The organism is Alteromonas sp. H02, from assembly GCF_059682525.1.
The window spans coordinates 4,165,441-4,191,123 of the sequence record NZ_CM185021.1; the positions used below are offsets into that span (position 1 = coordinate 4,165,441).

24 protein-coding genes and 1 pseudogene are annotated in these 25,683 nt (G+C 41.7%); 11 read left to right on the top strand and 14 right to left on the bottom strand.

What is annotated here, in order from left to right:
• Positions 1-326 precede the first annotated feature (326 nt).
• The 9 genes from AC566Q_RS19340 to AC566Q_RS19380 all read left to right on the top strand — a co-directional run bounded on the left by AC566Q_RS19340 (position 327) and on the right by AC566Q_RS19380 (position 9,137).
• A complete protein-coding gene (locus AC566Q_RS19340) occupies positions 327-644 on the top strand; it encodes a VanZ family protein (protein ID WP_499609616.1) in 318 nt (105 codons plus the stop codon).
• A gap of 119 nt (positions 645-763) precedes the next feature.
• Positions 764-1,474, top strand: a complete 711-nt coding sequence (locus AC566Q_RS19345; RefSeq protein ID WP_499609620.1) for a metallophosphoesterase — start codon at positions 764-766, stop codon at positions 1,472-1,474.
• Between the two features lie 204 nt (positions 1,475-1,678).
• Positions 1,679-2,098, top strand: a complete 420-nt coding sequence (locus AC566Q_RS19350) for a hypothetical protein (protein WP_499609622.1) — start codon at positions 1,679-1,681, stop codon at positions 2,096-2,098.
• On the top strand, positions 2,098-3,276 hold the full coding sequence (locus tag AC566Q_RS19355; RefSeq protein WP_499609625.1) for an outer membrane beta-barrel protein: 1,179 nt from the start codon (positions 2,098-2,100) through the stop codon (positions 3,274-3,276). The genes AC566Q_RS19350 and AC566Q_RS19355 overlap by 1 nt, the downstream gene beginning before the upstream one ends.
• A gap of 4 nt (positions 3,277-3,280) precedes the next feature.
• The gene (locus tag AC566Q_RS19360) at positions 3,281-3,841 is read left to right on the top strand and encodes a polysaccharide biosynthesis/export family protein (RefSeq protein ID WP_499609628.1); all 561 of its coding nucleotides are present in this window, start codon (positions 3,281-3,283) and stop codon (positions 3,839-3,841) included.
• A 13-nt stretch (positions 3,842-3,854) separates the two neighbouring features.
• The gene (locus AC566Q_RS19365) at positions 3,855-6,065 is read left to right on the top strand and encodes a GumC family protein (RefSeq protein WP_499609630.1); all 2,211 of its coding nucleotides are present in this window, start codon (positions 3,855-3,857) and stop codon (positions 6,063-6,065) included.
• 54 nt (positions 6,066-6,119) lie between these two features.
• On the top strand, positions 6,120-7,112 hold the full coding sequence (locus AC566Q_RS19370) for a nucleotidyltransferase family protein (RefSeq protein ID WP_499609633.1): 993 nt from the start codon (positions 6,120-6,122) through the stop codon (positions 7,110-7,112).
• Positions 7,109-8,368 (top strand): oligosaccharide flippase family protein, encoded by a 1,260-nt coding sequence (locus AC566Q_RS19375; protein WP_499609635.1) that lies wholly within the window; start codon positions 7,109-7,111, stop codon positions 8,366-8,368. Before AC566Q_RS19370 ends, AC566Q_RS19375 begins: the two co-directional genes overlap by 4 nt.
• Before the next feature lie 13 nt (positions 8,369-8,381).
• Positions 8,382-9,137 carry a putative capsular polysaccharide synthesis family protein gene (locus tag AC566Q_RS19380; RefSeq protein WP_499609637.1) on the top strand — a complete coding sequence of 252 codons (756 nt, stop codon included), beginning with the start codon at positions 8,382-8,384 and terminating at the stop codon, positions 9,135-9,137.
• Positions 9,138-9,231: 94 nt separating this feature from the next.
• On the opposite strand, the gene AC566Q_RS19385 is transcribed toward AC566Q_RS19380, so the two are convergent.
• From AC566Q_RS19385 to AC566Q_RS19450, 14 genes are all read right to left on the bottom strand, one after another.
• On the bottom strand, positions 9,232-9,885 hold the full coding sequence (locus AC566Q_RS19385) for a hypothetical protein (RefSeq protein ID WP_499609639.1): 654 nt from the start codon (positions 9,883-9,885) through the stop codon (positions 9,232-9,234).
• Complete coding sequence (locus AC566Q_RS19390; RefSeq protein ID WP_499609642.1) at positions 9,872-11,110, bottom strand: O-antigen ligase family protein; 1,239 nt, start codon at positions 11,108-11,110, stop codon at positions 9,872-9,874. The genes AC566Q_RS19385 and AC566Q_RS19390 overlap by 14 nt, the downstream gene beginning before the upstream one ends.
• Positions 11,100-11,984 (bottom strand): sulfotransferase family protein, encoded by an 885-nt coding sequence (locus AC566Q_RS19395; RefSeq protein WP_499609645.1) that lies wholly within the window; start codon positions 11,982-11,984, stop codon positions 11,100-11,102. The genes AC566Q_RS19390 and AC566Q_RS19395 overlap by 11 nt, the downstream gene beginning before the upstream one ends.
• 45 nt (positions 11,985-12,029) lie before the next feature.
• On the bottom strand, positions 12,030-13,112 hold the full coding sequence (locus AC566Q_RS19400) for a glycosyltransferase family 4 protein (protein ID WP_499609649.1): 1,083 nt from the start codon (positions 13,110-13,112) through the stop codon (positions 12,030-12,032).
• The gene (locus AC566Q_RS19405) at positions 13,109-13,603 is read right to left on the bottom strand and encodes a glycosyltransferase (protein WP_499609651.1); all 495 of its coding nucleotides are present in this window, start codon (positions 13,601-13,603) and stop codon (positions 13,109-13,111) included. The genes AC566Q_RS19400 and AC566Q_RS19405 overlap by 4 nt, the downstream gene beginning before the upstream one ends.
• On the bottom strand, positions 13,600-14,046 hold the full coding sequence (locus tag AC566Q_RS19410; RefSeq protein WP_499609656.1) for a hypothetical protein: 447 nt from the start codon (positions 14,044-14,046) through the stop codon (positions 13,600-13,602). The genes AC566Q_RS19405 and AC566Q_RS19410 overlap by 4 nt, the downstream gene beginning before the upstream one ends.
• Before the next feature lie 47 nt (positions 14,047-14,093).
• Entirely contained in the window at positions 14,094-15,497 is a 1,404-nt protein-coding gene (locus AC566Q_RS19415; RefSeq protein WP_499609659.1) for an undecaprenyl-phosphate glucose phosphotransferase, read from the bottom strand.
• A 1,241-nt stretch (positions 15,498-16,738) separates the two neighbouring features.
• Complete coding sequence (locus AC566Q_RS19420) at positions 16,739-17,722, bottom strand: hypothetical protein (protein ID WP_499609662.1); 984 nt, start codon at positions 17,720-17,722, stop codon at positions 16,739-16,741.
• Positions 17,723-17,844: 122 nt separating this feature from the next.
• The gene (locus AC566Q_RS19425) at positions 17,845-18,009 is read right to left on the bottom strand and encodes a lasso RiPP family leader peptide-containing protein (protein WP_499609665.1); all 165 of its coding nucleotides are present in this window, start codon (positions 18,007-18,009) and stop codon (positions 17,845-17,847) included.
• 127 nt (positions 18,010-18,136) lie between these two features.
• Positions 18,137-18,640 (bottom strand): hypothetical protein, encoded by a 504-nt coding sequence (locus tag AC566Q_RS19430; protein WP_105936865.1) that lies wholly within the window; start codon positions 18,638-18,640, stop codon positions 18,137-18,139.
• A 320-nt stretch (positions 18,641-18,960) separates the two neighbouring features.
• A complete protein-coding gene (locus tag AC566Q_RS19435) occupies positions 18,961-19,113 on the bottom strand; it encodes a lasso RiPP family leader peptide-containing protein (RefSeq protein ID WP_240621851.1) in 153 nt (50 codons plus the stop codon).
• A 13-nt stretch (positions 19,114-19,126) separates the two neighbouring features.
• On the bottom strand, positions 19,127-19,729 hold the full coding sequence (locus AC566Q_RS19440) for a PEP-CTERM sorting domain-containing protein (RefSeq protein ID WP_499609670.1): 603 nt from the start codon (positions 19,727-19,729) through the stop codon (positions 19,127-19,129).
• Positions 19,730-20,048: 319 nt separating this feature from the next.
• On the bottom strand, positions 20,049-20,228 hold the full coding sequence (locus AC566Q_RS19445; protein ID WP_499609674.1) for a lasso RiPP family leader peptide-containing protein: 180 nt from the start codon (positions 20,226-20,228) through the stop codon (positions 20,049-20,051).
• 23 nt (positions 20,229-20,251) lie between these two features.
• Positions 20,252-20,872: a hypothetical protein gene (locus AC566Q_RS19450; RefSeq protein ID WP_499609678.1), complete on the bottom strand. Its 621-nt coding sequence runs from the start codon at positions 20,870-20,872 to the stop codon at positions 20,252-20,254.
• A gap of 571 nt (positions 20,873-21,443) precedes the next feature.
• On the opposite strand from AC566Q_RS19450, the gene AC566Q_RS19455 reads away from it, so the two are divergent.
• Positions 21,444-23,222 (top strand): lasso peptide isopeptide bond-forming cyclase, encoded by a 1,779-nt coding sequence (locus AC566Q_RS19455; protein WP_499609681.1) that lies wholly within the window; start codon positions 21,444-21,446, stop codon positions 23,220-23,222.
• Between the two features lie 287 nt (positions 23,223-23,509).
• Positions 23,510-24,457: pseudogene (locus AC566Q_RS19460) on the top strand (IS110 family RNA-guided transposase); the annotation flags it as partial.
• Positions 24,458-25,683 lie beyond the last annotated feature (1,226 nt).

The following is a 25,683-nucleotide window of genomic DNA, read 5'->3' on the forward strand; positions in this document are numbered from 1 at the left end:
ATCTTTAAAGGTTAGGTAATGCAGTTCCCTTTCCTTTTGCAATTACTTACAAATAAACACCACCCCAAAGCACGCATGGTTAATAATCTTTGTGCTCTCATTTGGTAAATACGTTATACTCAATCTCGTTAATGTACCGATACCAGAGAGCCAATGTCTGTTCAGGATGAACCCCATCTAAAGCCCCGCCCGCCATTTTTATTGCCGTGGGTATTGGTACTGGGCTTTATATTATTATCTGCCTTGTTTTTTATCCCGGTGCCGAAAGAGCTGCGAAACGCCGTGGGTGGCGCCATCCTGAATACCGGGCATATCATCTTTTTTGTATGTTTGCCCTGGCGTTTTATCCCTTCACCAAAGGCAAAAACCGCACCCGCCTGCCCCGCTTTTTACTCATTGTATTTGCCCTTAGCCTGCTGGTAGAAACCATTCAAAGTTCTGTTGGCCGGGCATTTCAGTGGGAAGATATCCTGCGCAACGAGTTAGGGGCCATACTGGGCATTAGTATACAGATGCACTTTCAGCGGCCCCACAAAGCACACTGGGTATTGCGGATATCCCTAATGGCGGCCATTACTGTGGCAATTTTAGTAGAACGCATGCCGCTGTATGAAAAGCTGGTATCGCTTTACAATCCGGGCTAAACCAAACGCCGTTATCCGTTGCAACACCAAGCGCTATTTGGTATCAATGTTTACTTATAAAAACACAAAAAATAAATAAACCCCATTAATACCACCAACCAAAGCTGCCGTTATTCATAATGAAAATTAAAACCAATGCCATTAGTAAAGCCCCGTTAACCAAGCACCTTACTATCGACAACGATAAACGCGTGTTTGTGGTGGGCGATCTGGATGGTGACTACAGCCGGCTCAAAACCCAGCTTAACAAGGTAAACTTTAATCCCGATGAAGATACCTTAATTAGCCTGGGCGATATTATCGACCGCGGCCCCGACAGCCCGCACCTGGTGGCATACCTGCACAAAATTGGTGCCCATGTGGTATTAGGCAACCACGAACATATGATGCTCGAAGCCTTAATGAGCCGCGACACCTTTGCGCTCAGGCTATGGACCCAAAATGGCGGCAAATGGCATAGCAACACTCAGTTTCAAACCCTGGTGAATATGTGTAAATGGTTTTTACGCCAGCCACTCTCGATCACCCTGAACTACCAGGGCCACACCATTGGTATATCACATACTCTGCCGCCCACCTGGAGCTGGACCACCATGCCGGGCAATACCGAAGCCTGCGTAGCCCCCCTGCTCTGGGACAGAGAGCGCTTTACCAAACGCCAACACAAAGTAAACCACGGCGTAGACTTTTCGGTGCATGGGCATAACTCAACCCAAACCCCCATTTGGATTGGCAACTCCCTGCATATCGATACCAGCCACTATGGCCACCCCACGGTGATCAACCTGGCTGAAACAATTGAAACGTTTAAGCAGCTACCAAATACTTAATCTTACTTAAAAGCCACAGATTTATTTGTTATCACTTTTTGGTCATAATTATTTGTAACGATTGTGGATAAGAATTTGCATATAAGGCTGCAAACACCGGCATAAATAGCAATCATAAGATTTTTGGTGCAATTTAGTGCCAACAATAGGCATAATATGTTCCAATGTAGTGCACACAATAAACCAGTGGTAGTGTAAAGGAATATGGTGGAAAGCGATAAAGCACCGAGCACGGCCGACCCGGCTCTAAACAGTTTACTTAAGCGCATGCCGCCAGAAGTAGCTCAAAGCTTTACGGATGAACAGCTTTCTCACCTGCATAGTGCGTTAGGCGCACGCAGTTGGAAAAAGCATTCACTGGACATACGTTCAACCTTCCCCGTACCTTTTGCCAAAAGCAGAGTTTATTTTGTACTGCTGATGGGCCGTAACCGCAGAGAGCTTACCCGAAGAGAAAAGCAAATCTCTGCTTTTACCTTCGCTTTGTTTGTGGCTGCGTTTATTGGGGCATCAACCCTATTTGGACTGCTCGTACTGTACTTAATAAAATCAGCATTGGGCATTGATATATTTAAAGGCTTTTCCCTTGGGATTTGGGATTGGTTTAAGGATTTATGGAAGTAATGGGAATGCGTAACTCAACTACATTTTTATTATCAACCTTAGCAATAGCAGTGCTGAGTTCAAACGCCGTTGCACAATCAGACGAAAAACCTGGATTATTTGCCACAGCTGATGCATCAATAGTGCGAGATGACAATATTTATCGTGTAATCGATGATCTAGCCCAATCTGATACCTACTTACGCCTTCGCCCTGAGTTAGCAGCCGTTGGTGGACTAGGCAAACATCGTTTTCAATTATCCTATAATGGTGATTACGCTAAGTTTTCAGACCAGTCCGATGCTGATTACACGGACCATGATTTACGTGGGAGAATAGATTTCGACCATACATTGCGATTTAGTTCACGATTTGAAGCCGGATATCAAAAAGAACACGAAGACCCGGGCTCAATAAATCGCTTACAGTTAGATATGACTGAATACAACAAGTATGACCAAAACTTTGTATTAGCCGGATTAGCTTATGGCTCTGAAGAGGCTATCGGCCGAATAGCAGTGAATTATCGCAGAACAGATAAAGATTACACAAATAACGATTTAGATTTTTTTGATTATGTAAGCGACCAGTTTACCGGACGATTTACCTACAGAATTGCACCGAACACCCGAGTGTACGCAGAAGCGATTATTTCCGAGTTAGACTATACCCCAGGAATAAACTTCGAATTGGATAACACATACAAACGCTACCGTGCTGGCGTAACCTGGGATTTTACCGGCAAGCTCACCGGTGATATCAATATTGGTTATCAAGATCGGGATTACGACCTAGATACCATTCGGGATATCGATGGTCTGGCTTATGATGGTGAGATCACCTGGGCAGTAAATACTTATACAAAAATAATTGCTGCAGCCAAACGCGAGTCCATAGATTCCTCTCTGGACGAAGCCGGCGGTTTTTTAAGAACTACCTATGGTTTATCTGTTAACCACGAGCTCACAGAACGATTAAAGCTAAAAGCGGATGCGGGATATGCCAATGACGAACTGGTATTTAGCTCTAACCGGGAAGATAAACGTTATGCTTACCAACTTGGCTTAGAGTATGAACTGCTCCGCAACGTCGCACTGGCGGCAGACTATACATATGAGGAAAGGGATTCAACGGTAGCAATTGCCGATTACAAAGCTAACATTTTTGGTTTAAGTGTAATCGTTTCATTGGAAGATTAATAATATGAATACTTACCTACGTTTGATAAACAAGTCTTCTAGCACTTTGCTAGTTGGGCTATTTTGCTTATTAGCACTCGTTAATAGTGCCGTAGCACAAGACTTACAACACTATAAGCTTAGTGCCGACGATGTGATTAGTGTTACCGTATTTGATGAGCCTGATTTAAGTTTGAAAGAAGCTCGGGTTTCCAGCACAGGCACCATTGCAATGCCATTAGTTGGCCAAATTAACGTAAAAGGTTTAAGTGTTTCCGAAGCAGAAAAACTCATTCATAACGCCTACTTAGGTGACTACCTTAAAAAGCCCGATATCACCATTACCATTGTTGAATATCGCCAGTTTTACGTAAATGGCGAAGTGGATAAACCCGGAGGTTATAGCTACCGTGAAGGGATGACAGTGCAGCGAGCAATCACCTTGGCTGGTGGATTTACTGAACGCGCATCTCGCACCAATATTAAATTAACAAGAGAAAGCGGCAATGGCACTGCTATTGACGCTACTTTGAGCACCACAGTACAACCTGGTGACGTAATAACCGTTGAAGAAAGCTTTTTCTAAAAGGATTTAATGCATGCAATCTATGGACTACAGTGGCCAGGTTAAATCACATGACGATGACGTTATCGATATCGGCCAATATATTCGTATTCTTAAACGCCGTAAGTGGAGCATTATTCTAACTACCTTCATTTTTATTGCGTTAGCTATTTTTTATATCATCAAAGCTACGCCCATTTATCAGGCGTCAGCAAAGATACAAGCTGATCCCATCCAGCCGAATGCAACTGCTCAAGACCAATATGTAATGAATTCAATGGTGTTTCTGTTTTACGAAACGCAATACGAAATCATTCAGTCTCGCAAAGTAGCCGAAACCGTTGTAGACAAATTGAACCTGGTAGAAAGGTATAAGCAGGAACTGGCTGAAGCAAAAGCCAGTGGCGAAAATGAAAGCCTGGTTAAAGACATAAAAGCATTTATTAAATCACTTATTCCAAAAGAAGAAGAGCCTACTACTACAGGAACTCAGGCGCTTACCGACGCACAATTGCGAACTATACTTGCGCAAGGGATTCAAGCAGGGCTAAGTGTTGAAGGCGGTACTCAAAGCCAGATCATTAATATTAGTTACCAACACGAAGACCCGACACTTGCTGCCAATGTGGTTAATGCCATTAGCGAGTCTTACATTCAATTTGGTTTAGAAGCTCGTTTAAGCCAAATTAAAGACACCGCCGAATGGTTAACCGAACAGTTAGAAGAATTACGGCAAACTTTACAAGTCTCCGAGGATAAACTGCGCGATTTTCGTTTGTCACAAAACCTAATGGATACGGAGCAGCAACAACGCATTGCTAATACCCAACTGCAAACTCTCAATACCGAACTCGTGCGAGCACAAACGCAGCTATCTCAGGCCAAAGATCTGTATTCTCAAATTATGCAACTTGAACGTGAGGGTGGCGATTACCGCTCCTTAGGACCGGTATTACAGAGCAATACGATTCGAGATCTAGTGCGTGAAGAAAGCACCTTAAGCCGTAAAGTACAAGAACTCAGCGAGCGATACGGCGAAAAGCACCCTAAGATGATTGCTGCCCGTTCTGACCTAGCCAGCGCACAAGCTAACCTCGACAGAGAAGCCGCTAAGATAGTAGAGAGCATTAAGAAAGACTACCGCTCTGCACAAGCACAAGAACAAAATATAAAGCGCCTCATATCAGAAACACGTGAAGGGCTTCAGTCATACCAAGGTGATAGTTTCGAACTTACCCGCTTAGAACGCGAGGTTGAAAATAACCGCCGAATCTACGAAAGCTTCCTGGGTAAATTAATGGAAGCCGATGTATCAGGTGAATATGACGCATCAAACATACGCGTAATCGACAGCGCAACTATCCCTGAGTTTCCGGTAAAACCGCGAGCGACGCTCGTATTGGCTATCAGTATTGTTTTTGGCGTATTTATTGGTGTTGTTTATGCCTTTATCAGGGAAATGATGGGGAATGTGTTCAGAACGCCAGACCAATTAGAACAAGAACTTCATCTCCCTTCTCTGGGTATTACGCCACTGGTAAAGAAAAATAAAAATACAATTGCACCAGAAAAGCAATATATTGCAGACCAACGCAGTACTTTTGCTGAAGCTATCAATACAATACGTACGGGATTGTTATTCTCAAACATAGACAATCCTCCTAAAACGATTCTAATTACATCTACCAATGGCTCTGAAGGTAAAACGACACTAGCAATTAACCTAGCCGTAGCGTTAAGCCAGATGGACAAAACGCTATTAATAGAAATGGATCTGCGTAAACCAGCAGTTGGTAAGGATTTAGGTATTAAAGCCGATATGGGATTAAGTGACTTACTTAGTGGTAAAACAGATACCAATATGTTCCATCAGGTTGAAGGAGCGCCTAACCTTAGCGTTATTACCTGTGGAACCATTCCCCCCAATCCTATGGAATTAATATCCAGTAAACGCTTTAGTAATCTACTTGCGTCTTTAAAAGATAGATTTGCACATATAGTTATTGATAGCCCACCAACACTGCCAGTAAGCGACTCATGTGTATTAGCTAAAATGGCGGACGCAACTATAGTTGCAGTTAAAGCCGAAGAAACTAAAATCAGCATGGCAAAAGAGACTATTACACGCCTAAATAAAGTTAATGCAAACGTTACTGGTATCGTGCTGACTCAGGCTTCAGCAAGGAAAATGAGTTATTACGGTGAGCATTATTACCAAGAAAATTACTATGGTTTGGACATATAGTCTTTCTAAATTTGTTTTCGAATGTAACAGATCTAATACATAAAGCTGACTAAAATGAACGATATTGAAATTGCGAATCTCTTTAGGATTTGCTGCAATAGAAATATGCCAAGTGATAGACTGACTATCCAGCGTTCAATTAATAGTCTAATAGAAAACCCCGAATATCATCATCTTGCACCTCTGGTAGTAAAAAACCTAGGAAATAAGCAATTAGAACAATATAAAGCATCACTAACTTTGAAAAAAATTTCGATCCAAGTGATTGCAAATTATTTAGAAAAAAGAAATTTCGTTAAAAAGCTAAGTAAGGAACTAGAGTACAGAGGATTAAAGTTGATCTTGCTAAAATCAATGGCTTTCAATGATAATATATATAAAGCAGACTCTCCCAGAGGCTCCTCTGACATTGATATATTAGTTAATGATAAAGACATCAATGAAATTTTAAAAATCTTAAAAATTTTTAATTTTGTAAGAAGCCAAAAGGATGATAAACCCTTCACAGACTCTTATGAATCCACATGGTACAGTGGAGGAATATATATAGATTTACATAGATTTTTAGTGAACCCATTTAAATTTTTTATCGATACAAAAACCTTATTCAAGTATTCAATTCCACATGCCTACTACAACTCAGAAAATATTCGAATTCTATCTATAGAGGATAATCTTAACCACTTAGCATTACATTTTCAAAATGATTGTTACGCTTATCATCATTCATTAATAGATAACGAACATCTAATTGTGAAAAACGAAAATAAAAAAATCAAGAATCCAGAAGAATTCAGAAGGATAAATAACATATTTAAATTCTTTGCTGATATTATATTATATGATAAAACTCCAAGTCCACTTGCGAAAATCTTTTTCTATGTTACACCAAAAAAAAGGATTTATAGTAATGGATTGAGAAGAAAAACAATACAAATTGTATTCGACATACTTTCTTTTCAATCATGCAAAGATCTAATAATTTATTACTGCTCATACCTGAAACAGCTCGTAATAAAAAATAAATGGAATGATATCGACAAATGAGGGATATAATTACAGGAAGTTTATTAAGCCTGTTAGCAAAAATAGCTAGTGCTGTAAGTACTGTTTTATTTACGCTAATTATCACTAGAAGCTTAAATACCACTGAATCCGGCTTATTTTTATTTTTTATAACGATTGTATTAATTAGTTCAAATATCTCCAGATTTGGTGTTGATAAAAATATCGTCAAAGAACTGTCTTCTACCTCAAATAGAAACGATAGTAAGTATATAAAATACCTGCATTCACATCTAATACCAATATTTCTTATTTCCTTTTTATTATCGTCTCTACTTTATTTAGACAACAGCATATTACTCAGTTATTTATTCCCGAATTTTAGGTTTGAAAAAATATCTTTCGCATTTTTTTCTATCCCCTTTTATAATATTTGCTTACTAATAGCGAACTTCTTTCAAGCAAAAAATAAAGCATATATTTATATCCTAGCACTTAATTTCATACAACAATCATTTACATTAATACTAGTTGGAATTATATACATTACGAAAAGCAATATTGTTTTAGTAGACATATGCGCAAGCTATCTAGTTGGATGTCTTGTTTCTTCTTTATTACTTTATTTCTATTCAATAAAGTTGGGAAAAACTAAAGTATTAAGTTTTAAATACGATTTTAATCTATTTTATTCCAGCATAAAAATATCGTTACCATTATTTATTATTGTTATATTCAACTTAGTATTAAACTGGTCTTCACAGTTTATACTTGCTAGTTTTAGCACGCCTGAAGAAGTTTCTTTATTTACGGTATGTTTACGACTAGTAATGTTAATAAGCTTTATTTTAGTCGCAGTAAACTCTGTGACGGCACCTAAATATGCAATTTTTTTTAAATCAGGCGATATATTAAATGTAAGAAAAGTATTTATACTCTCCATAAAAATATCTATAGCATTTTCATCTTTTGTAACGATTTTCTACATATATTTTGGAAAGCAACTATTAATGATTTTTGGAGAAGAATATGCGTCTGCTTACTCAATCTTACTTGTAATGATGATAGGACAAATAGTTAGCGTCTTATGTGGTTCAGTTTCATATGTATTGCAAATGAAAGGTGAATACAAAACGGTAATGTTGTTCAATATACTATCAGGCGTTTTTAGTATAATACTGTCTTACATTTTAATAGATCATTACGGATTACTTGGAGCTGCAGCAACATATTCTATATCAATGGCAATATTAAATTTGGCACTCTTAAAAAAAGTAATTCCAATTCTAAAAGACTAACATCGGAAAAATAATGAAGAAACTCATTAATCTCTTAAATAAATGTTATAGAAAAGACATAATATTGGTATACACGATGGGAAAGGTTGGGTCAAGCTCATTGGAAAATAACATAGATGGCAGTTTTCACTTACATTCATTGTATAATAACCCACCGAACCCATTGCACTGGGAATTAAGAAATTTCGGTATTAAGAATAAAGTATCTATTATCTTACGTAACTTTTTGCGGAGGATGATATTTAGAACAGCAAGTTCTATAAAAATTATTACCATTGTCAGGCCACCAATGCAACGAAACATATCGATGTTCTTCCAAGCTCTGCCATTTTGGCTTAGCTCAGCACAGTCAGGTTATAATTCAAATAAGCATATAGATGCGCGAAGAGAAGGGTTCGATATACTATGTGAATCATTCGAAGAGTATTTTAATCATGAATATTGTTTGACTTGGCTGGATGACGAGATAAAAAGATTTAGTGGCATTGATGTATACTTAAAACCTTTTCAAAGTAAAAAAGGCTACAATATATATAAAAATGGAAAGTACGAATGTTTACTTATGTCTTTAGATAAACTAAATGAGAACGAACACATATTATCAGAATTTGTTAATCAGGACGTTAAGATTGAATCAATAAATTCAGGAGAAATGAAATGGTATTCTAATGTTTATAAGAAATTTAAAAGCGAATATGAATCATCTGAAAATTTATATGAAATCTTAAATAATTCTAAATACAACAAACACTTTTTTAAGGAATATTAAATTTTTCTTAAAATTAGCAGATACTTCTATAACTCAATTTGTTCAAGTTGAAATTATTAGAATCAAAATTTCATTTGTCATATATTTAAAATATTCAGTTTTGATAGTTAATTGAAATTTGACTAATAGAGACTTTAAGGTTTGAAGAGTCGCTAGAGTAACTTCCGAATTTAAGGTAAGGCCCAAGATCACAATTCACATAACTTTGACCATGCTTTATTAAATCATATACTTCAAAGGATTCACTATCTTTGATACTCAGAAGGAAATTTCCATCTGTATATGAAAAATTGGCAATAACATTGAACCTTACCCACTCCCCATATACGATTTCCTTGTTTAAGAGGATATCCCGAGTACTATTACCAAGATTTCTGATCCAAACTTGCCAATAATCACCATTTTTTCTTATGTGATAATTCCCACCATCAAAACAGCTATCCTGCCAGCCAATAATCTGGCTAACGGTCGTCTCTATTTCATCACTAGGATTATCTAACTTCAATCTCCAACTTATTTGAACATTTCTATCTTTAAGTATTCTAAAGGTTGCCACTTCTGACCGTGGGTAATCATGGCTAATTTCAATATAGTTATACTCTTCGTTATATTTATATATTTTATCGTTATCTTCACACTTAGAACATAAAGTTCTAAAATACTGCTGCAGATTATCCTTAGAAAAATCAAATTTAACAGATCTTGTAAAATGATCATTCTTAATTAAACTTTCCTCAGGTATTTCCATAATACCTCTTCTCTGCCGCAATCATCATCGCGAATGTAATTAATAGATAATAAAATGATTGTAAATTTGAACTAGACAAGCTAGTTAGAACAAGAAAAAGAAACATTAATTTGGAATTTATACTTGTGAACAAATTCAACATTGTACATACAAGTGTTACACACAAAAATAAACCTGGTAAGCCTAATTCACCAATTATATGTGGCCAAAATGTGTCATATGAATACAAACCTTCCTTTATCCACCAATATTGTTGCCAATAGATTGTGTTATATGCATCAGTCATATCTGCAGCCGCGTGACTTCCAATAGTTCCCCAACCTTTGCCTAAGAAAGCAGAATCGATTAGTTCTAGATAAGATCTGGAATAAAAGACGAACCTAGGAACCTCACGAAATTTATCGAGATCGACATGTATAAAAAAAATAGACAAAGGAGCTACTAGTAGTGAGGATATCAAAATTATAAAAAGTAATTTCGATAAATTTCTCTGATTCAAAACTCTAATACTTACCAAAATATATATTGAAATAACAGTTAGTAAGCATAGCAATTCGAAACGTTGCCTAGAAAACAACAAGCAAACTACTGACAAGCCGCAAAGCGTAAGCGTACTAATCTTACTTTTACTTTTTAGTTCACTAATATAGTAAATTATAACTAAGCTTGAAAAAACAGCTAACTGAGAAGAGTGCCAAAATATTCCGGAATGACGTACTATATTAAAATCACTAAAATCCCCTCTACCTAAATGGCCACCGTCTTTGTATAGGGAATTGTAAGCAGAGGGAGCAATCTCTCTAAAGGCTATGTCTAAGAAACATAGTACGAGTATTAGAAGAATAAATCTATTGAATCTATTACTCGATAAATACCTTGATCTAATACTTATCCCGCAGCCAATCATAAATAATGTTGGATATTTTATTTCATGATAGATCTGATAAATTATAATAGAAGAATTTTTCCCATTTAGTAATGAGATAAATATTCCCCAACCTAAAAATGCTATCAATGCGAAGATCGTACGCTTAACTGCATTATTAGTGTAAAGTTTTTTAGTAAGTAATATACCTACACATAGGATAGGTATAATTTTTTCAACAGCGCTATAAATAGAGAAAGTTTCAATCGATATTTTTTTTACATAAGTGAATAAAAGCATTGTCAGCACAACCAACAAAGCCATGTCGATATACTTTATTTTTAATGTATTAGAACTCATATATCTTCTTTAAAATTACGTCATCTTCGCTATCAGACAACTTTTTAATTTCAGTTTTATAAAGTTCAAAAAGGAAAGCACGGTCTTCATTCCTTAAAATCTCTTTATCTGCAGTATTTCTCTCCATAATAATAGATTTCATTTTCTTCCTGATATATGAGGGCACCAAAAATACTACAATTGATTTAGTTAGTGATTTTCTCATGATTGCTTTTTGTAGAAATTTTGATTTTGGATTTCCACTTTTGTTACTAACCTCTGTTTTATAATCTATAGCTACTAGATTTAAAAAACTCGTTACTTTTCTCATAACTTCGATTTGGTTAGCTATTAATTCCTCAAAACTAATTAATAGCAATCTATCTCCGAATAATTCTCTGCAAAACCTAATTTTATCTACATAACAACCACATTTATAATAGTGCCAAATAGGTAAATAACCTTCTCTTTCACCTTTTAACTCTTCTTCTAATGCTTCCCTGAAACTAAGAGACTCTCTAACATCTCTTTTCATATGACTATAGGCCGAAAAAGCTCTTTGTATAGGGTTACGGACACAAATAATTATTTTAGAATTAGGATAATTTATATTAATATCTTGCAATGCACGTTCATCTTCTATAGTCATAGCAGATGCATCGATTGTGATTTTATCACTATCATATAATGCTTCGTATCTACTTTTATCTGCCACAAACATTTGTTTAACTGCATCATTATCCGCTTCCCCACTGAAATTCAAACCTTTATATTTAGCGAAATGATAATGAGGTTCTTTATGATATTGGGTATGTACACCTGGATGCTGCATCAACATGTCATAGAGCGATGTCGTCGCGCACTTAGTTACACCGATTATAAATACATCAGGCATATAGTCCCTCTAATTTATGTCTAACAATTTCTTTGGGTAACAAATTTATTTACTCTCACTATAGATTCTTAATGATAGTTTATTACTAATACTAGCTCTTTCATAAGCAGTTGCTCTATCCATTAAATTTGATTGAAGTTGTTGTTTATATTTTAAAGTCATATCATCAGTATCGTTGACCAGATCAACATATCTACTTTTATTTGTAGCCAACTGTTCAGCATTGCTACCTAATATTTCATTAATAGCTCCCTGCCTAATAACAACAGGAATGCAACCACATGCTATTGCTTCCACAAGAACTAAGCCAAGTGACTCACCTTCTCTCATTGAAGGAAATAAGAAAAATGTAGATTTTCGGAACTCATCAGCAAGTTGCTCTTGATTTACTGAAGGTTTAAGACTGCACCGGCCTTGAACTATTAATGGCTCTAATATTTTTTCTACTTCTGCTTTTTTAGGACCACTACCTAGAAATGTAAATGTTACTTCTGGGTTTTTTAACGACAAGGATAGCGCCGCTTTAGCTGCTAATATGCATCCTTTGCCCTCTATCATTCTTCCAGCGAAAAGATAGTGTATTTTGTCATTCATCTTACTGTTAAGTTCTTCATCTAGTGCATAAAATATATTTTTATCATACCCACCGGATGGAGAAACATAAATTTTATCCTCATCAACTCTATATCCATCTATCATTTTATTTTTAAAATAGTTAGATGGAACTACAATCAGAACAGACTTTCTATTAGCCCATTTACAGAGCAATTTTTTTATTGCAGATTTTAGTGAACTTTCCGAGCTTTCAGGAAAAGCATCACTTCCATGATAATTCAGAATTAATTTTATTTTTTTATTGAGAATACATGATAATAAAACGGGTAAAACACTATGTGATACATAATGAACATAAACTATACCTTCTGCCGTGAACAAATTAAAAAAAGTACTAAAATAGAATTTTAAGTACCCTTTAAATCCCTCTCCGAATTCGGGTAAGACTAGTTTTTCCTTATCAAAAAGATTTTCATCGAGACTTTCATAAATATTTTTTATAAATGTACCGAAATATGGCTTATCTGTGCTTGGGTAGAGGTTTGCAACAAGAGTCAATGGTACCTTTCTCATTTTAATAGACCATCTATAAGATTCGTTAAATTATCAACAAATACTTTTCTATTTTGTGAGTTGCCACCAGAACACTTTTGTAGCTGAGGATCATTTAATAAATCTATTAGTTTCTCTTGCGTCCTTGCTATGTATATCCCTTCTGTACCTTCAAATTTAGCCGCAGTAGCAATTTGATGATCGTTTCTATGCTCTCCCAGAGCAAACTCTCTCGGTACAATTATCAGTGGTAACTCGTATTCATGAGCGGTAATTATAGTCCCGATTCCAGCATGACCTACTAACAAGTCTGAGGATGAAATAGCATTACTATATTCAGCGGGTGACATTAACCCCTTAGTTTCAATATTTGGATAATTACCCGTAATTCCGCAGGCTTGAGCCTGTACCTTTACTGCATAGTTACAATTACAAACCCAGTCGTTAATCCAACCTAACATCCGTTCGAAAGGCAGTTGAGTACCAGCCGTTACAAATATCCTTTTATTCAAAATACAGAACCCTTATGCTGTACATTGTTTTGTCGAGCAACCTCTTGCCATTGTGACATCACCACATGCGCAAATCGCCGTGATATTTTCCCGCCCATAGAAAGCTTTTCACCATTGGCAATACTGTCTATCCATATTGTTTTTGCTAAAAAGACGCGTCCTATCGCCAGAGCGAGTAAACCAGGGGCAGCTCCAGTTGTTATCACCAAGTCAGGGCGATAAAAAACGATTACTTTTAATATCTGTAAAAACGTTAATATCACTTTAAATTTTTCGTTTTTATTGGAGTCGGTCACAATATTAAAATTATCGATCCCCGATTCTTCCGGTAATCCTTTGATGGTTGTAATGTATTTAACTTGATAGTGACTAAACGACGGACTGATTAGCATTAACTGTTTCCAATGACCACCGCCGGAAGCTACGGCTAAAACTTTTTTCATAACAGTCCTAAAGTTTGAACTTTACTAGATTAGAAGGAGCAGCATTTTCAATATACATTTTTCCCCACAAACCCTCGAAACAAGGTAAAAATCACAATTTTAAAATCCATCCAGATACTCCAGTTTCGGATGTATTCCAGATCGTATTTAATGCGCATTTCCATTTTTTCGACGGTGTCGGTTTCACCGCGCCAGCCGTTTACTTGTGCCCAACCAGTGATGCCTGGTTTCATTTTATGGCGCAGCATGTAGTACGCTACTTTCTTTCGGTATTCTTCGTTGTGGCTTACCGCATGTGGGCGTGGGCCCACAACCGACATATTGCCCTGTAGCACGTTAAAGAACTGTGGGAGCTCATCCAGGCTGGTGCGTCTTAAAAATGCACCAAAGGGGGTAATACGTGGATCGCCTTTAGTGGCCTGTTTTACCACCTCGCCGTTATCCATAACTCGCATAGAGCGGAACTTCCACACTTTGATTTTTTTGCCGTCCATGCCGTAGCGGTCTTGCTTAAAGAGCACTGGCCCTTTAGAGGTAAGCTTTATGCCTAATGCTATGCACAGCATGGGGATGGCAATAATGCCCAGTATGGTTAGTGATAAAAATACGTCTTCCATCCGCTTCATGATGGAATAACCACCACGCATGGGGCTGTCGTATACACTGATGGTTTGTACCTCGCCCACGTGGCCCATACGGGAGTGCAGTAGGTTGAACGTAAATACGTCAGGCACTATGTGTACATCTACGGTAGTGTCGCCCAGTGCTTTTAAAATGTTCTCTATTCGTTCTTTATTGGTGAGAGGTAGCGCAACAAATAAAATTTCTAATTTGCCTTGCTGGGCCATTTTAACGCCCTCGGCAATACCACCAGCGAGTCTGTCGATGTATTTATGGTCGAGCCGAACCGGATCACGCTCATCAAACACCGCCGTGAGCTTGTAGCCACTTTCGGGATAGTTGATGATTTCGTTGGCTAAGTCGATACCGCGTTTAGTAAGGCCAATAATGCCGACTGAGCGCGTGTTATAGCCTTTACGGCGAATGGAAATAAGAAACTGGCGGAAAACACCGCGCCAGGCACACAGTAATATCGCTGTACTTACCATCCATAAGCCCAATACCACCCGCGAGAAGTATTCGGTTTGTTTAGTAAAGAATAAAAAGATAAACAGGGGGAATAGCGTTAATGCCCAGCTACAAACGGTATAAAACACCATTTCTTTAAACGAGCCGTTTCGCCAGGAACGGTACAATACAAAGAGTTCGGCAAAGAACAGGTAGGCCATGTTAGACACCAGGCCCAATACAAAATATTTTACGTCGAATTTTTCGAGATATAAGTAAGAAGCAGCAATTAAGCAGATTTGAATTATGAAAATATCAATCAGTCGATAGAGAAAGGCAAACTGATTGAGGTTGTTACGGATAAATCCGCCATTTTCGTTCATTGAATCCCATCCTTTGGCAATGACCAGGTACTACAAGACTGTGTGTTGGTGCAGGTAATTATACTATTTGAATTTAATGACATTACCGTTACTCACCATTATGGTGCATTCGCACCAACCTGCAACTATACCGTATTTTCTTATAAATCACAGGGGGTGAAAACCCTTTGTTTGGATTTGTTGGTGTATACGATGTTTTATTGCTCGTTTAACTGTTTGGTTGTTTGACCAGGGTACAGAATTTTTATTATTTGCTTCTTGTTGAGCAAAGGCGGTGCCAGTTTTTGTTGCGTGTTTGTTATTTGTTTTTGGTTGGGATGATTTTTCGAATGATGGTTGATTGGTGGTTCTTTTGCGTTAGTCAGAGGGTTTGGGAGTTCCCCGCTTAAGAGCTTGCGGGGATGACGGAGGGGGTGCATGCGGGGATGACGGTAGTTTATCCGGGGGGGTGACAGTTTTTGTTGGCTGGGATGAAGGGTTTGTTGGCCTGGGATGACGGTTGATTGGTGCTTGGTTTGAGTTAGTCAGGGGGTTTGGGGGTTCCCCGCTCAAGAGCATGCGGGGATGACGGAGGGGGTGCATGTGGGGATGACAGAGGGGGTGCATGCGGGGATGACAAAGTTTTAGTGGCTGGGGTGAAGGTTGCTTGGTGGTTGTTTTGCGGTAGTCAGGGGGTTTGGGAGGTCCCCGCTTAAGAGCGTGCGGGGATGACGGGGTTGTTTACATGCGGGGATGACGGGGTTGTTTGCATGCGGGGATGACGGAGGAGGTGCATGTGGGGATGACGGTTTTTGTTGGCTGGGATGAAGGGTTTGTTGGCCTGGGATGAAAAGTTGATTGGTGGTTGGTTTGGGTTAGTCAGGGGTTTGGGAGTTCCCCGCTTAAGAGCATGCGGGGATGACGGTGGGGGTGCATGCAGGGATGACAAAGTTTTAGTGGCTGGGGTGAAGGTTGCTTGGTGGTTGAGATGAAGGGTTTGTTGGCTCGGGGTGAAAGGTTGCTTGCTGGTTGTTTTGCGGTAGTCAGGGGGTTTGGGAGGTCCCCGCTTAAGAGCGTGCGGGGATGACAGAGGGGGTGCATGCGGGGATGACAGGTTGATTGGTGGTTGTTTTGCGGTAGTCAGACTGTTTGGGAGGTCCCCGCTCAAGAGCATGCGGGGATGACGGAGGGGGTGCATGCGGGGATGACGGGGTTGTTTGCGTGCGGTGATGACGGGGTTGTTTGCATGCGGGGATGACAGGTTAATTTTGGTTGTTTATTAGTTTATCTATTTGGTTGGCGATGTCTGGGAGTTTATTTAGGCCGCTGGGGTAGCTTACTTTGTAAAATGGGATGGTTTGCAGTAGTTCGGCGAGTGCTTGTATGCGCTGTTTTTCGATGCCCAGTGCGCGGTAGGCGTCGCCGAGCATGCTATTTTGCATCAGTATGATGAGCGCAGCGCTGGGGGCAATGCGGGTGAGTGTAACCTTATCACCTTCTGCGGTATCGCCTGGCTCAGTGCGGTTTAGGTAGTACAGCGCTTTTACGGGTGTAGGCACATGGTTTTGTTGTGGCGCAAAGCTGATTTCCTGTTTGGCGAAGCGTTGGTGCACTTTTTTTTGTTGTACTGCCTGGTTGGTTAGCTGGCTTTTAAGTAACGCTGCACTGTCGGGCCATAAGCGTACTTTTGCCCAACTGGGGTATACCTGGTATTGCGTTGGTTGCTGCGCGGTTTGGTAAAGCGCTGCCATGTCATCGGTGGTAAGGGTGTAACCTAATGTGGTGAGTAGTGCCGTGAGGGTGGATTTGCCGGTGCGACTGGGCGCTAAAAACAGGTGGGCCTGTTGATTTTTTACCAGGGTATTGGCATGCAAACACAAGTGGCCGTTAAGCTCCAGAAACAAGGATATACCCAGGGTTTGCAAATAATGGGCTGGCCCGGTGCCGCCGGGTTGCCAGTCGATGGTTAGCGAGTTCTTGTTAAGCTCAAATACGCCCTGCCCTTCGCATTGTACCGATAGCTGCCAGCGCTCTGCTTTGTGGGTTAGGGTGATCAGCGACTGGTAACGTTCGCCTTCATCCACCAGTTGCCATACCGCTTCGTTCTGGGGCTCCGGTGTGATCTGTGCAAACTGCGCGTTAAGCTGATGCGGTGTGGTGCCTTGAGTGCCATCAAAGGTAAGTGTTACGCCATGTAACGGATTGCGACTCAGGGCAATCAGTTCTTGTTGGGGATCCGTTTCCATGCTCTGGGTGACTACAACTGCCTGTAAAGATAGCTAAAGCATGCTTGAGAACGTGGTGTGTGTAAAGCACATATAAAAAAATGCCCCGAAAACGGGGCAAACATACACCTATGACGTTTGGTTTACCCCTGAAAAGGATTGCGCTTGGTCTGGCCGCCTTGTTCGTCTGGCACGCTGCCAGCAAACCCTTGAGTTAATACAGATAAACTGCCTGCGTGTTCCAGCACGGGCTTTTTGTACTGCTTTGTTGCAGTGGGTTGGGTTGTTTGTATCATCGTTTTCAACATGGTTTGTTTAATTAAGTTGGTACTTAACGCTACTAGAAGTTGACTGCTATTGAGTTATCGCTGCGAATAGTAACGTATTTTTCTACATACGTTTTTGGATGCGCTGACGGACGCTTTGCCAGGCACATTACTGATTGTCAGGCAATAAATCATCAGGGCATAACTCGCTCAACGCCCTGGGTAACACTTGGGTATCAAACACTTTAAAACCGAGTTGGTTTGTTGTACGTATCTTTTTGGGGCGATGGCATTCTTTGGTAATGTTACTACATATAACGTAATCACCGTCAACTTCCTCTCGGCTGGTTACAATCCAGGGCAAGTAACACATACCAGGCTCCACAGTAAGGATAACTTCGGTGGTAACACCCCCGGGACGTGTTTGCGGTCCGTATTGATAAAGCAACCGGTGTTCGCCAGGCGGAAGTTTGTAGCCTGGGATCACAGGTGCAAATACATTTGTGGCTTCACCATTTATTTTTAACACCACGTAACGCAATCCCTGCCCGATATTCCCACTGGCTGAGATATAACCGTAAGTATTACTGGTGGGTTGCCCGTCTGGGGTGTGAGTGACTGTCATACAGCCAGTTATAGCAATAATAATCAGGAGGATAAGTGTTGTTTTCATGCTCTGTTCCATGAGTTATGAAAATTAGTGTAGTTCGTAAACGATTACTTCAGATGTTTTAAGCAATATTAACACTGTAGTGCAGATGGCAAGTTGTATTATTTTGGTTTGTGTTAGCCAACAACTCAGCAAAATAAAAGCATTCCCAACGCTGTAAAAAAAGTAAACACTTACGGCTCAGTTTATGATTAGAGTGGCTTACACAGCTAAAGCGGTGATTAAGCGTTATCCGTTGAGGTTTGAAGACTCAAAATTGATTCAGGCATAAAAAAGCCCGGTTAGTTCCGGGCTTTTATTGGGATTTTCAATAGGTTAATGCATTAACCTTGGAATGGGTTACGCTTAGTTTGGCCACCCTGTTCGTCAGGTACACTACCTGCGAAACCTTGAGTCAGTTCGGCCAGGCTTCCAGCCTTTTCTAAAACCGGCGCAACGTATTGCTTTTTGCTTTGCTGAGTGTTTTCAGTTTTCAAAATTCGTTCCTTCTTACTTGTTACGACGAGATAAGCGCATAGCCAGCAGACCTAAGCCTAACAGAGCCAGACCAGCCGGAGCAGGTACGTCTTCTGCAGCTGCGTCTACGTCGGTTAAGAAACCAGTAACACTGTTTTCTTCGAAGATACCGTCGATAGTCACTGTGCTGTACAGTTCGTCTTCAACCAGGTTGCTATAAGTTACGGTGTATTGTGGCAGATCAACTACCATTTCGCGGCCAGCGCCAGAGCCATTGCCAGAAGCCATACCGTATTCGGTATCGAATACCAGGCCAGTGCCCAGCATATCAAGGGTGATTGACATGATGTCAAATGATGCAAACACTTCGAACAGACCATAGTAAGTGCTGGTTGAAGGATCGAACTCACCGAAAGAATCACCGTCTAACGTTACAGACCAGTCAGATGCACCGAATGCACCACCAGCTGTAGTTGAGGTAGACACCCAGGTTGCAGACTCTGAACCACCGGCTAAGAAGTCAACCGTTACTTCGATGCCTGCCAGCTCCGCACCAGATACTCCCTGGATATAAGATGCATTAGCTGAAAAGCTTGCTGTTACAGCTAATGCCATTGCGAGTAAATATTTCTTCATTTGGAAAATCCCTTGAAGTTGTTAAATCTGATTACTGATACTACTGCAATCACTAATGCAACTGTCGTGCCTGAATTTAAAATATCACTTAAGTTGTTGTTTTACAAAGACCGGATCATGTTATTAACAATATCGGATCCGGGCGATCCGCACAATGTGTAAAATTTTGTGACACTACAGATGCCTAAAAATTAACCCATTGTTTAAACTGTAGTTTTTGCTTCATTTAACAGTGTAACACTGCTTTATTGCGAGTTTAAGACAAAGCTAAGCTATTTCTGGTTAATCTCCACCTCAGCGTAATAAAGCCGTTGAACGGCTAGCCCTGGAATGGATTGCGTTTAGTTTGCCCACCCTGCTCGTCTGGCACACTGCCTGCGAACCCCTGAGTGAGCTCTGCCAGGTTACCGGCTTTATCTAACGCAGGCTTTTGGTATTCTGCGCTTTGTTCTATGTTACGTTGCTCTGTGTTGCTTTGCTTTGCTGTTTGCTGGCTCATGGTAATTCTCCTGTCGAATTCGATTAAATGGCCTGGCGTTTTCGAGCGCTCAATAATAGCCCTAACGCCACTAGCACCAACCCTGCAGGGGCTGGCACCGGCATATCCGGCTCGATCATGTCGGTGTCGGTCATAAACGCACTGCGCATTCCTGCGCCAACTACCGTGCCATCAAGGCTCATCAGCGTCATAATACTGAATAACTCGTCTAGGTAATTTTGTGTATAAGTGGCAACTAGCATCGGACTTGAGCCCACCATTTCACGGCCAGGACCAGAGCCATTGGCTGAGGCATCACCGAATTCTGTATCGAACACCACACCAGCGTTAACGCCATTTAAGGTAAGTTCCACAATATCGAAATTTGAGTTGTTGGCCACAACCCAAAGCCCGTAAAAGGTGTTGGTGCCCGGGTCGTACTCACCAAACGAATCGCCCGACAGCATTACGCCCCACTCCGGCGATAACGCGCCGCCCATATCAGTCCCCATGGCGTTCCACATCAGGGTATCGGTTGAACCATCAGAAAATTCTGCGGTAACCGTCATGCCTGCCATATCAGCACCGGTAACGCCTTCAATAAACGCCGCATTTGACTGACTGGCGAAAAGTGTAAAAAGACCAGCTAATAAATATTTTTTCATTGTTATCTTCCTCTAATGTCCGGCTACTACCCTGTACAACTTATTACCATAACGATCCGCGTTGTGCGCTACTCAGTTAACGCAAAAAGCGCGCCATAACACTTATTAACTTTTATTATCAATAGGTTATATAACACCTAAACATTTTCCAGCTATTTTGGTGGCGTTAGGTATTTTCTCTGTAAAATTCTCCGACAACCTCCTTAAAAATGGCTTGATAAGCCGTGTTTAACCCTTAAAAAGGCGGTTTTCGGCACAATATGCGCCGCTGATACCGTTACAGAGTGCCATTTTTATTGTCTTGACTGGCGCCTTGTCATATCTTTATAAACCACATAAGCACATGATTTTAATATATTTTTTATATTTCTCTATTCCCTTTCACCGATTAGCACAAATTTTGTGCAACTATGTTCCAACAAGATCCATTTTTTGATTTAATCTATATTTTTCAAATGTTTAATTATTTTTTCAGCAATGGATTTATTGGATCAGGAGCGCTTATCTTGCCTGCTATAGCCGAAACAGGCATAGTGAACGGCATTCTCCAAGGACGTAAATTGCATTACCTATGACTGCAATGTTTGCCATGGTGGCGGCAAACCACCACGCATTAAATGAATTGTTTAACCAAGCCAGCCAGTTCGCCACCGTGCGTTTGCTATGGCAAAACCCTAATTGCCTGGTTGCCAGCTACAATCAGCACGGCCCTGTTCATAACGCCAGGCTACATCAGTTTAGTTTTACCCACGCCAATGCCATAGTGGCGAGCAGTCGCGCGCCCAATAACAATGCGTTAAGCACGCAAATCAATGAAAATGCGGCAGGCATATCGCGCCGCATTAAAGGCGCACACACTGCGTTTTGTTGGGCTGCAGATAAACAGCAGTTAATAGCCAGCCGCGATGCGCTTAATCAACACTGCTTGTACTATGCCCGAGTGGGTCAGGTAACGGTTATCAGCTCTGAAGCCAGCTTTATTGCCGGATTACTGCCGGCTAACCCCACGCTCAATCCTGCCGCATTGGCGTGTTGGCTGGCCGGCGAGCCTAATCCTGAGTTGTGCCTGTATAATAATATTGATGTATTGCCGATGGGCTGTTCGTTGCAGGCCAGCCCGGACGGTGGCCTGCACACCCAACCGTTCTGGGATATCGACCCTGCTCATCGCCTTGAACTGGCCTCGGATAACGCCTATCGCGATGCGTTTTACCAGTTGCTTAACAACACCGTGGGCGATCATATTGCCGCTGATGAGAACTTAGTAGTCAGCCAAATGAGCGGCGGAATGGACTCCACGTCGATTACCGCCCTTGCCCATAAGCTGCTTAGCCCACAACGCCAGTGCCGGCCGTTATCGCACCTATACAGCCAGTCGGAAAGTTGCGATGAGTCAGACAATATTAAGGCGATGTATGCCCACCTGGGCCTTCAGGATCCCATCCAGATCACGGTGGATGCCGGTGCGCACCGGGATTTTTTATCACTGTACCCTACCGATTTTGATTCACCGGGTACCGTACTTTCTCCGCGTTATCATCAGGAATGTGAGATTATTCAAGCGGCTGGTAGTCACCGATTACTTACCGGTAATGGTGGTGACGAAATGTGCTGGGGGCACGCCAGTGCTTATACTCAGCGCTTAAAGCAGGGCGATATTGGCGTGATTAGCGAGGTACTCAAAGCCTGTAAGCAAACCGGCATGGCACCGTGGCCGGTGTTTCGTTCGTTGTTTATGAAGCCGATGATCCCGCAGTCGCTATTGGCGTTGGCGCGGCAAATTAAAGGGCGTCAACCTGCAGATTTGCCTGCCTGGTTAACGCCAAAAGCCAGTGCGTTAGCGCAAGAAACCGGCACGGTAAAAAATCCCTTTGATCCTAACAAAGATGAAGTAGGCTATGCCCGTTACCAGGCGCTTAAAACAACCTCTACGTTTAATTCGTTACGCTCGTATCAAAAGGTAGCCTGGCAATATGGTATAGAGGTAGTTCATCCCTTTTTTGATCACCGTATTGCTGAATTTACTTTCGCTATTCCGCCTAAGCAGCTTATTCGAGGCGCCTACCCTAAATGGCTACTGCGTAATGCTATGGATACTTTGCTGCCAGAGAGCGTTTGCTGGAATGTGCAGAAAGTGACTTTTGATAATCATTTCGGCAAATTGGTAAAAGATAACGCTGAGCCACTCAGAAAGTTACTGGAAGACACTCGCCTTGAAGAAATGGGGTTGTTGGATAACGCAAAATTACTGAGTGCATTTGATCATACCGTAGGGAGTAATAAGGCCCATGTACACGTGGACTTATTGTACGCCATATTAACCCAACGCTGGATCCAGCAGCATCACTGAGATTAGTTACCTCGTCATAACCGCATGCTACCCCATACGTCATCCCCGCATGCTCCTGAGCGGGGATCTCCTTAATAGGCTATTTAAGCGGAGCCAGACTGTTTAGGAGATCCCGGCTCAAGGCCGATGTATGGACTCCTCCCCCGAAGGAGGATAGGTTATTTCTTGCACAAAAAAACCGGAGTCCATACATGTATCAAGATAACGTAATTGCCCTGGATTTAGCAAAGAATGTTATTCAGGTTTGTATTTTAGATAAGTAAAACGAGGTTAAAACTAATCGGGAGTTACGCCGTCAGCAGGTGCTTAACTGGTTAGCCAAACAAACCCCTTCTGTTGTTGCCATGGAAGCCTGTGGCAGTGCCCATTACTGGGCGAAGCAGGCGCGCGCTTTAGGCCATCAGCCCGTACTTATTTCAGCCCGCTTCGTGAAAAAGTTTGTTGAGGGCCATAAAACCGATAAAAATGATGCGGTAGCGATTGGTATTGCCGTGCGACAACCTAACGTAAAACCGGTGGCCATAAAAAATAATGACCAGTTGGCACTGCAAGCACTCGAGAAAATGCGTAAGCATTATCAGGATATCGCGATTGCCACCAGTAACCTTATCCGTGCCATCGTGTTTGAGTTCGGCCTTGTGATACCACAAGGAGAAAAAGCCTTCCGGGAGCGTATCCCCGATATCCTGGAAGACGCCGAGAATGAGCTACCCATGATGCTTCGGGGACCGCTTCATCAACAATATCAGTTCTGGATAAGTTTAAAGCAACAAGTCAGGGAGGCTGAAAAGCAGCTCCGTGCTCAACTAAAAACACATGAGCAATGTAATGAATTACAGAAGCTCGATGGCGTGGGCCCGGTCAATGCCTTAAACCTGTACCTCGCACTCGGAACGCGAGGTGAAGCCTTTAAGAACGGCCGGGAGGCGGCAGCCTGTATTGGCCTGACGCCCAAACAGCACAGCAGCGGTGGCAAAGTCGTCATGCTGGGGATTAGCCAACGCATCGCCAAGAAGCAGCTCAGGGCCAATCTTATTCAGGGCGCGCTGGCAAAAATAAAAGTCGTCGCCAAACGTCCACCGAAAAATACCCGCGAAGTCTGGATGAAACAATTAATAGAGCGACGAGGATTACGCCGAGCCGCCGTGGCATTAGCCAATAAAACCGTCAGGATAGCCTGGGCCATGGTGCACTACCAACAGCCCTATCAGGCCCCTGAGTCTGTGACCATTTAACCAGGTTCTGCAATACCCGTAATGCGACGTTAATCAGGTCAGACCGTCCCCCAAGCGCCTGTTCATCCCGGCGGTTGGAAAAACCTTTAAGCCGTAAAAGGCATGGGGGAGCGAGCACATCAATGGACAAGGCTAGCTACCTAATAAGAGTCCGAATATACGCACGCATCTCACACCTGACAGCATCGCAAATTAGGTATTGCATGACAAGAGGAGTCCATATACGGGATGACTAGAATAAAAATCGTCATCCCCGCATGCCACATCCCCGTCATCCCCGCATGCTCCTGAGCGGGGATCTCCTTAATAGGCTATTTAAGCGGAGCCAGACTGTTTAGAAGATCCCGGCTCGGAGGCCGGGATGACAATATTTTTTTGGCCGGGATGACTGTATTTTGTTGGCCGGGATGACAGGTAATTAAAGTCATCACCACATGCCACAACCCCCGTCATCCTCGCATGCCAATCCCTTCGTCATCCCCGCATGCTCCACCTCCGTCATCCCCGCATGCTCTTGAGCGGGATCTCCTTAATAGGCTATTTAAGCGGAGTCAGACTGTTTGGGAGATACCGGATAGATACTTCATATCTTCCGGTATGACGGGAAGGTGGGAGATACGGGTTCGGAGGCCGGGATGACTAGAATAAAAATAGTCATCCCCGCATGCCACCGCATTCATCATCACCACATGCCACAACCTTCGTCATCCCCGCATGCTTTTGAGCGGGGATCTCCTCAAAAGGCTATTTAAGCTGAGTCAGACTGTTTGGGAGATCCCGGCTCGGAGGCCGGGATGACAATATTTTTTTGGCCGGGATGACTGTATTTTGTTGGCCGGGATGACAGGTAATTAAAGTCATCACCACATGCCACAACCCCCGTCATCCCCGCATGCCAATCCCTCCGTCATCCCCGCATGCTCCTGAGCGGGGATCTCCTTAAAAGGCCATTTAAGCGGAGCCAGACTGTTTAGGAGATCCCGGCTCGGAGGCCGGGATGACAATATTTTTTTGGCCGGGATGACTGTATTTTGTTGGCCGGGATGACAGGTAATTAAAGTCATCACCACATGCTCCTGAGCGGGGATCTCCTTAAAAGGCCATTTAAGCGGAGCCAGACTGTTTAGAAGATCCCGGCTCGGAGGCCTGGATGACAATGTTTTATAGGCCTGGATGACGGGAATAAAAATAGTCATCCCCACATGCCACAACCCCCGTCATCCCCG

Excerpts from the sequence above, each read along its gene's own strand:
- AC566Q_RS19340 (WP_499609616.1), top strand. The coding sequence starts at position 327 with ATGTTTGCCCTGGCGTTTTATCCCTTCACCAAAGGCAAAAACCGCACC.
- AC566Q_RS19345 (WP_499609620.1), top strand. The coding sequence starts at position 764 with ATGAAAATTAAAACCAATGCCATTAGTAAAGCCCCGTTAACCAAGCAC.
- AC566Q_RS19350 (WP_499609622.1), top strand. The coding sequence starts at position 1,679 with ATGGTGGAAAGCGATAAAGCACCGAGCACGGCCGACCCGGCTCTAAAC.
- AC566Q_RS19355 (WP_499609625.1), top strand. The coding sequence starts at position 2,098 with ATGGGAATGCGTAACTCAACTACATTTTTATTATCAACCTTAGCAATA.
- AC566Q_RS19360 (WP_499609628.1), top strand. The coding sequence starts at position 3,281 with ATGAATACTTACCTACGTTTGATAAACAAGTCTTCTAGCACTTTGCTA.
- AC566Q_RS19365 (WP_499609630.1), top strand. The coding sequence starts at position 3,855 with ATGCAATCTATGGACTACAGTGGCCAGGTTAAATCACATGACGATGAC.
- AC566Q_RS19370 (WP_499609633.1), top strand. The coding sequence starts at position 6,120 with ATGAACGATATTGAAATTGCGAATCTCTTTAGGATTTGCTGCAATAGA.
- AC566Q_RS19375 (WP_499609635.1), top strand. The coding sequence starts at position 7,109 with ATGAGGGATATAATTACAGGAAGTTTATTAAGCCTGTTAGCAAAAATA.
- AC566Q_RS19380 (WP_499609637.1), top strand. The coding sequence starts at position 8,382 with ATGAAGAAACTCATTAATCTCTTAAATAAATGTTATAGAAAAGACATA.
- AC566Q_RS19385 (WP_499609639.1), bottom strand. The coding sequence starts at position 9,885 with ATGGAAATACCTGAGGAAAGTTTAATTAAGAATGATCATTTTACAAGA.
- AC566Q_RS19390 (WP_499609642.1), bottom strand. The coding sequence starts at position 11,110 with ATGAGTTCTAATACATTAAAAATAAAGTATATCGACATGGCTTTGTTG.
- AC566Q_RS19395 (WP_499609645.1), bottom strand. The coding sequence starts at position 11,984 with ATGCCTGATGTATTTATAATCGGTGTAACTAAGTGCGCGACGACATCG.
- AC566Q_RS19400 (WP_499609649.1), bottom strand. The coding sequence starts at position 13,112 with ATGAGAAAGGTACCATTGACTCTTGTTGCAAACCTCTACCCAAGCACA.
- AC566Q_RS19410 (WP_499609656.1), bottom strand. The coding sequence starts at position 14,046 with ATGAAAAAAGTTTTAGCCGTAGCTTCCGGCGGTGGTCATTGGAAACAG.
- AC566Q_RS19415 (WP_499609659.1), bottom strand. The coding sequence starts at position 15,497 with ATGAACGAAAATGGCGGATTTATCCGTAACAACCTCAATCAGTTTGCC.
- AC566Q_RS19420 (WP_499609662.1), bottom strand. The coding sequence starts at position 17,722 with ATGGAAACGGATCCCCAACAAGAACTGATTGCCCTGAGTCGCAATCCG.
- AC566Q_RS19425 (WP_499609665.1), bottom strand. The coding sequence starts at position 18,009 with ATGTTGAAAACGATGATACAAACAACCCAACCCACTGCAACAAAGCAG.
- AC566Q_RS19430 (WP_105936865.1), bottom strand. The coding sequence starts at position 18,640 with ATGAAAACAACACTTATCCTCCTGATTATTATTGCTATAACTGGCTGT.
- AC566Q_RS19440 (WP_499609670.1), bottom strand. The coding sequence starts at position 19,729 with ATGAAGAAATATTTACTCGCAATGGCATTAGCTGTAACAGCAAGCTTT.
- AC566Q_RS19445 (WP_499609674.1), bottom strand. The coding sequence starts at position 20,228 with ATGAGCCAGCAAACAGCAAAGCAAAGCAACACAGAGCAACGTAACATA.
- AC566Q_RS19450 (WP_499609678.1), bottom strand. The coding sequence starts at position 20,872 with ATGAAAAAATATTTATTAGCTGGTCTTTTTACACTTTTCGCCAGTCAG.
- AC566Q_RS19455 (WP_499609681.1), top strand. The coding sequence starts at position 21,444 with ATGACTGCAATGTTTGCCATGGTGGCGGCAAACCACCACGCATTAAAT.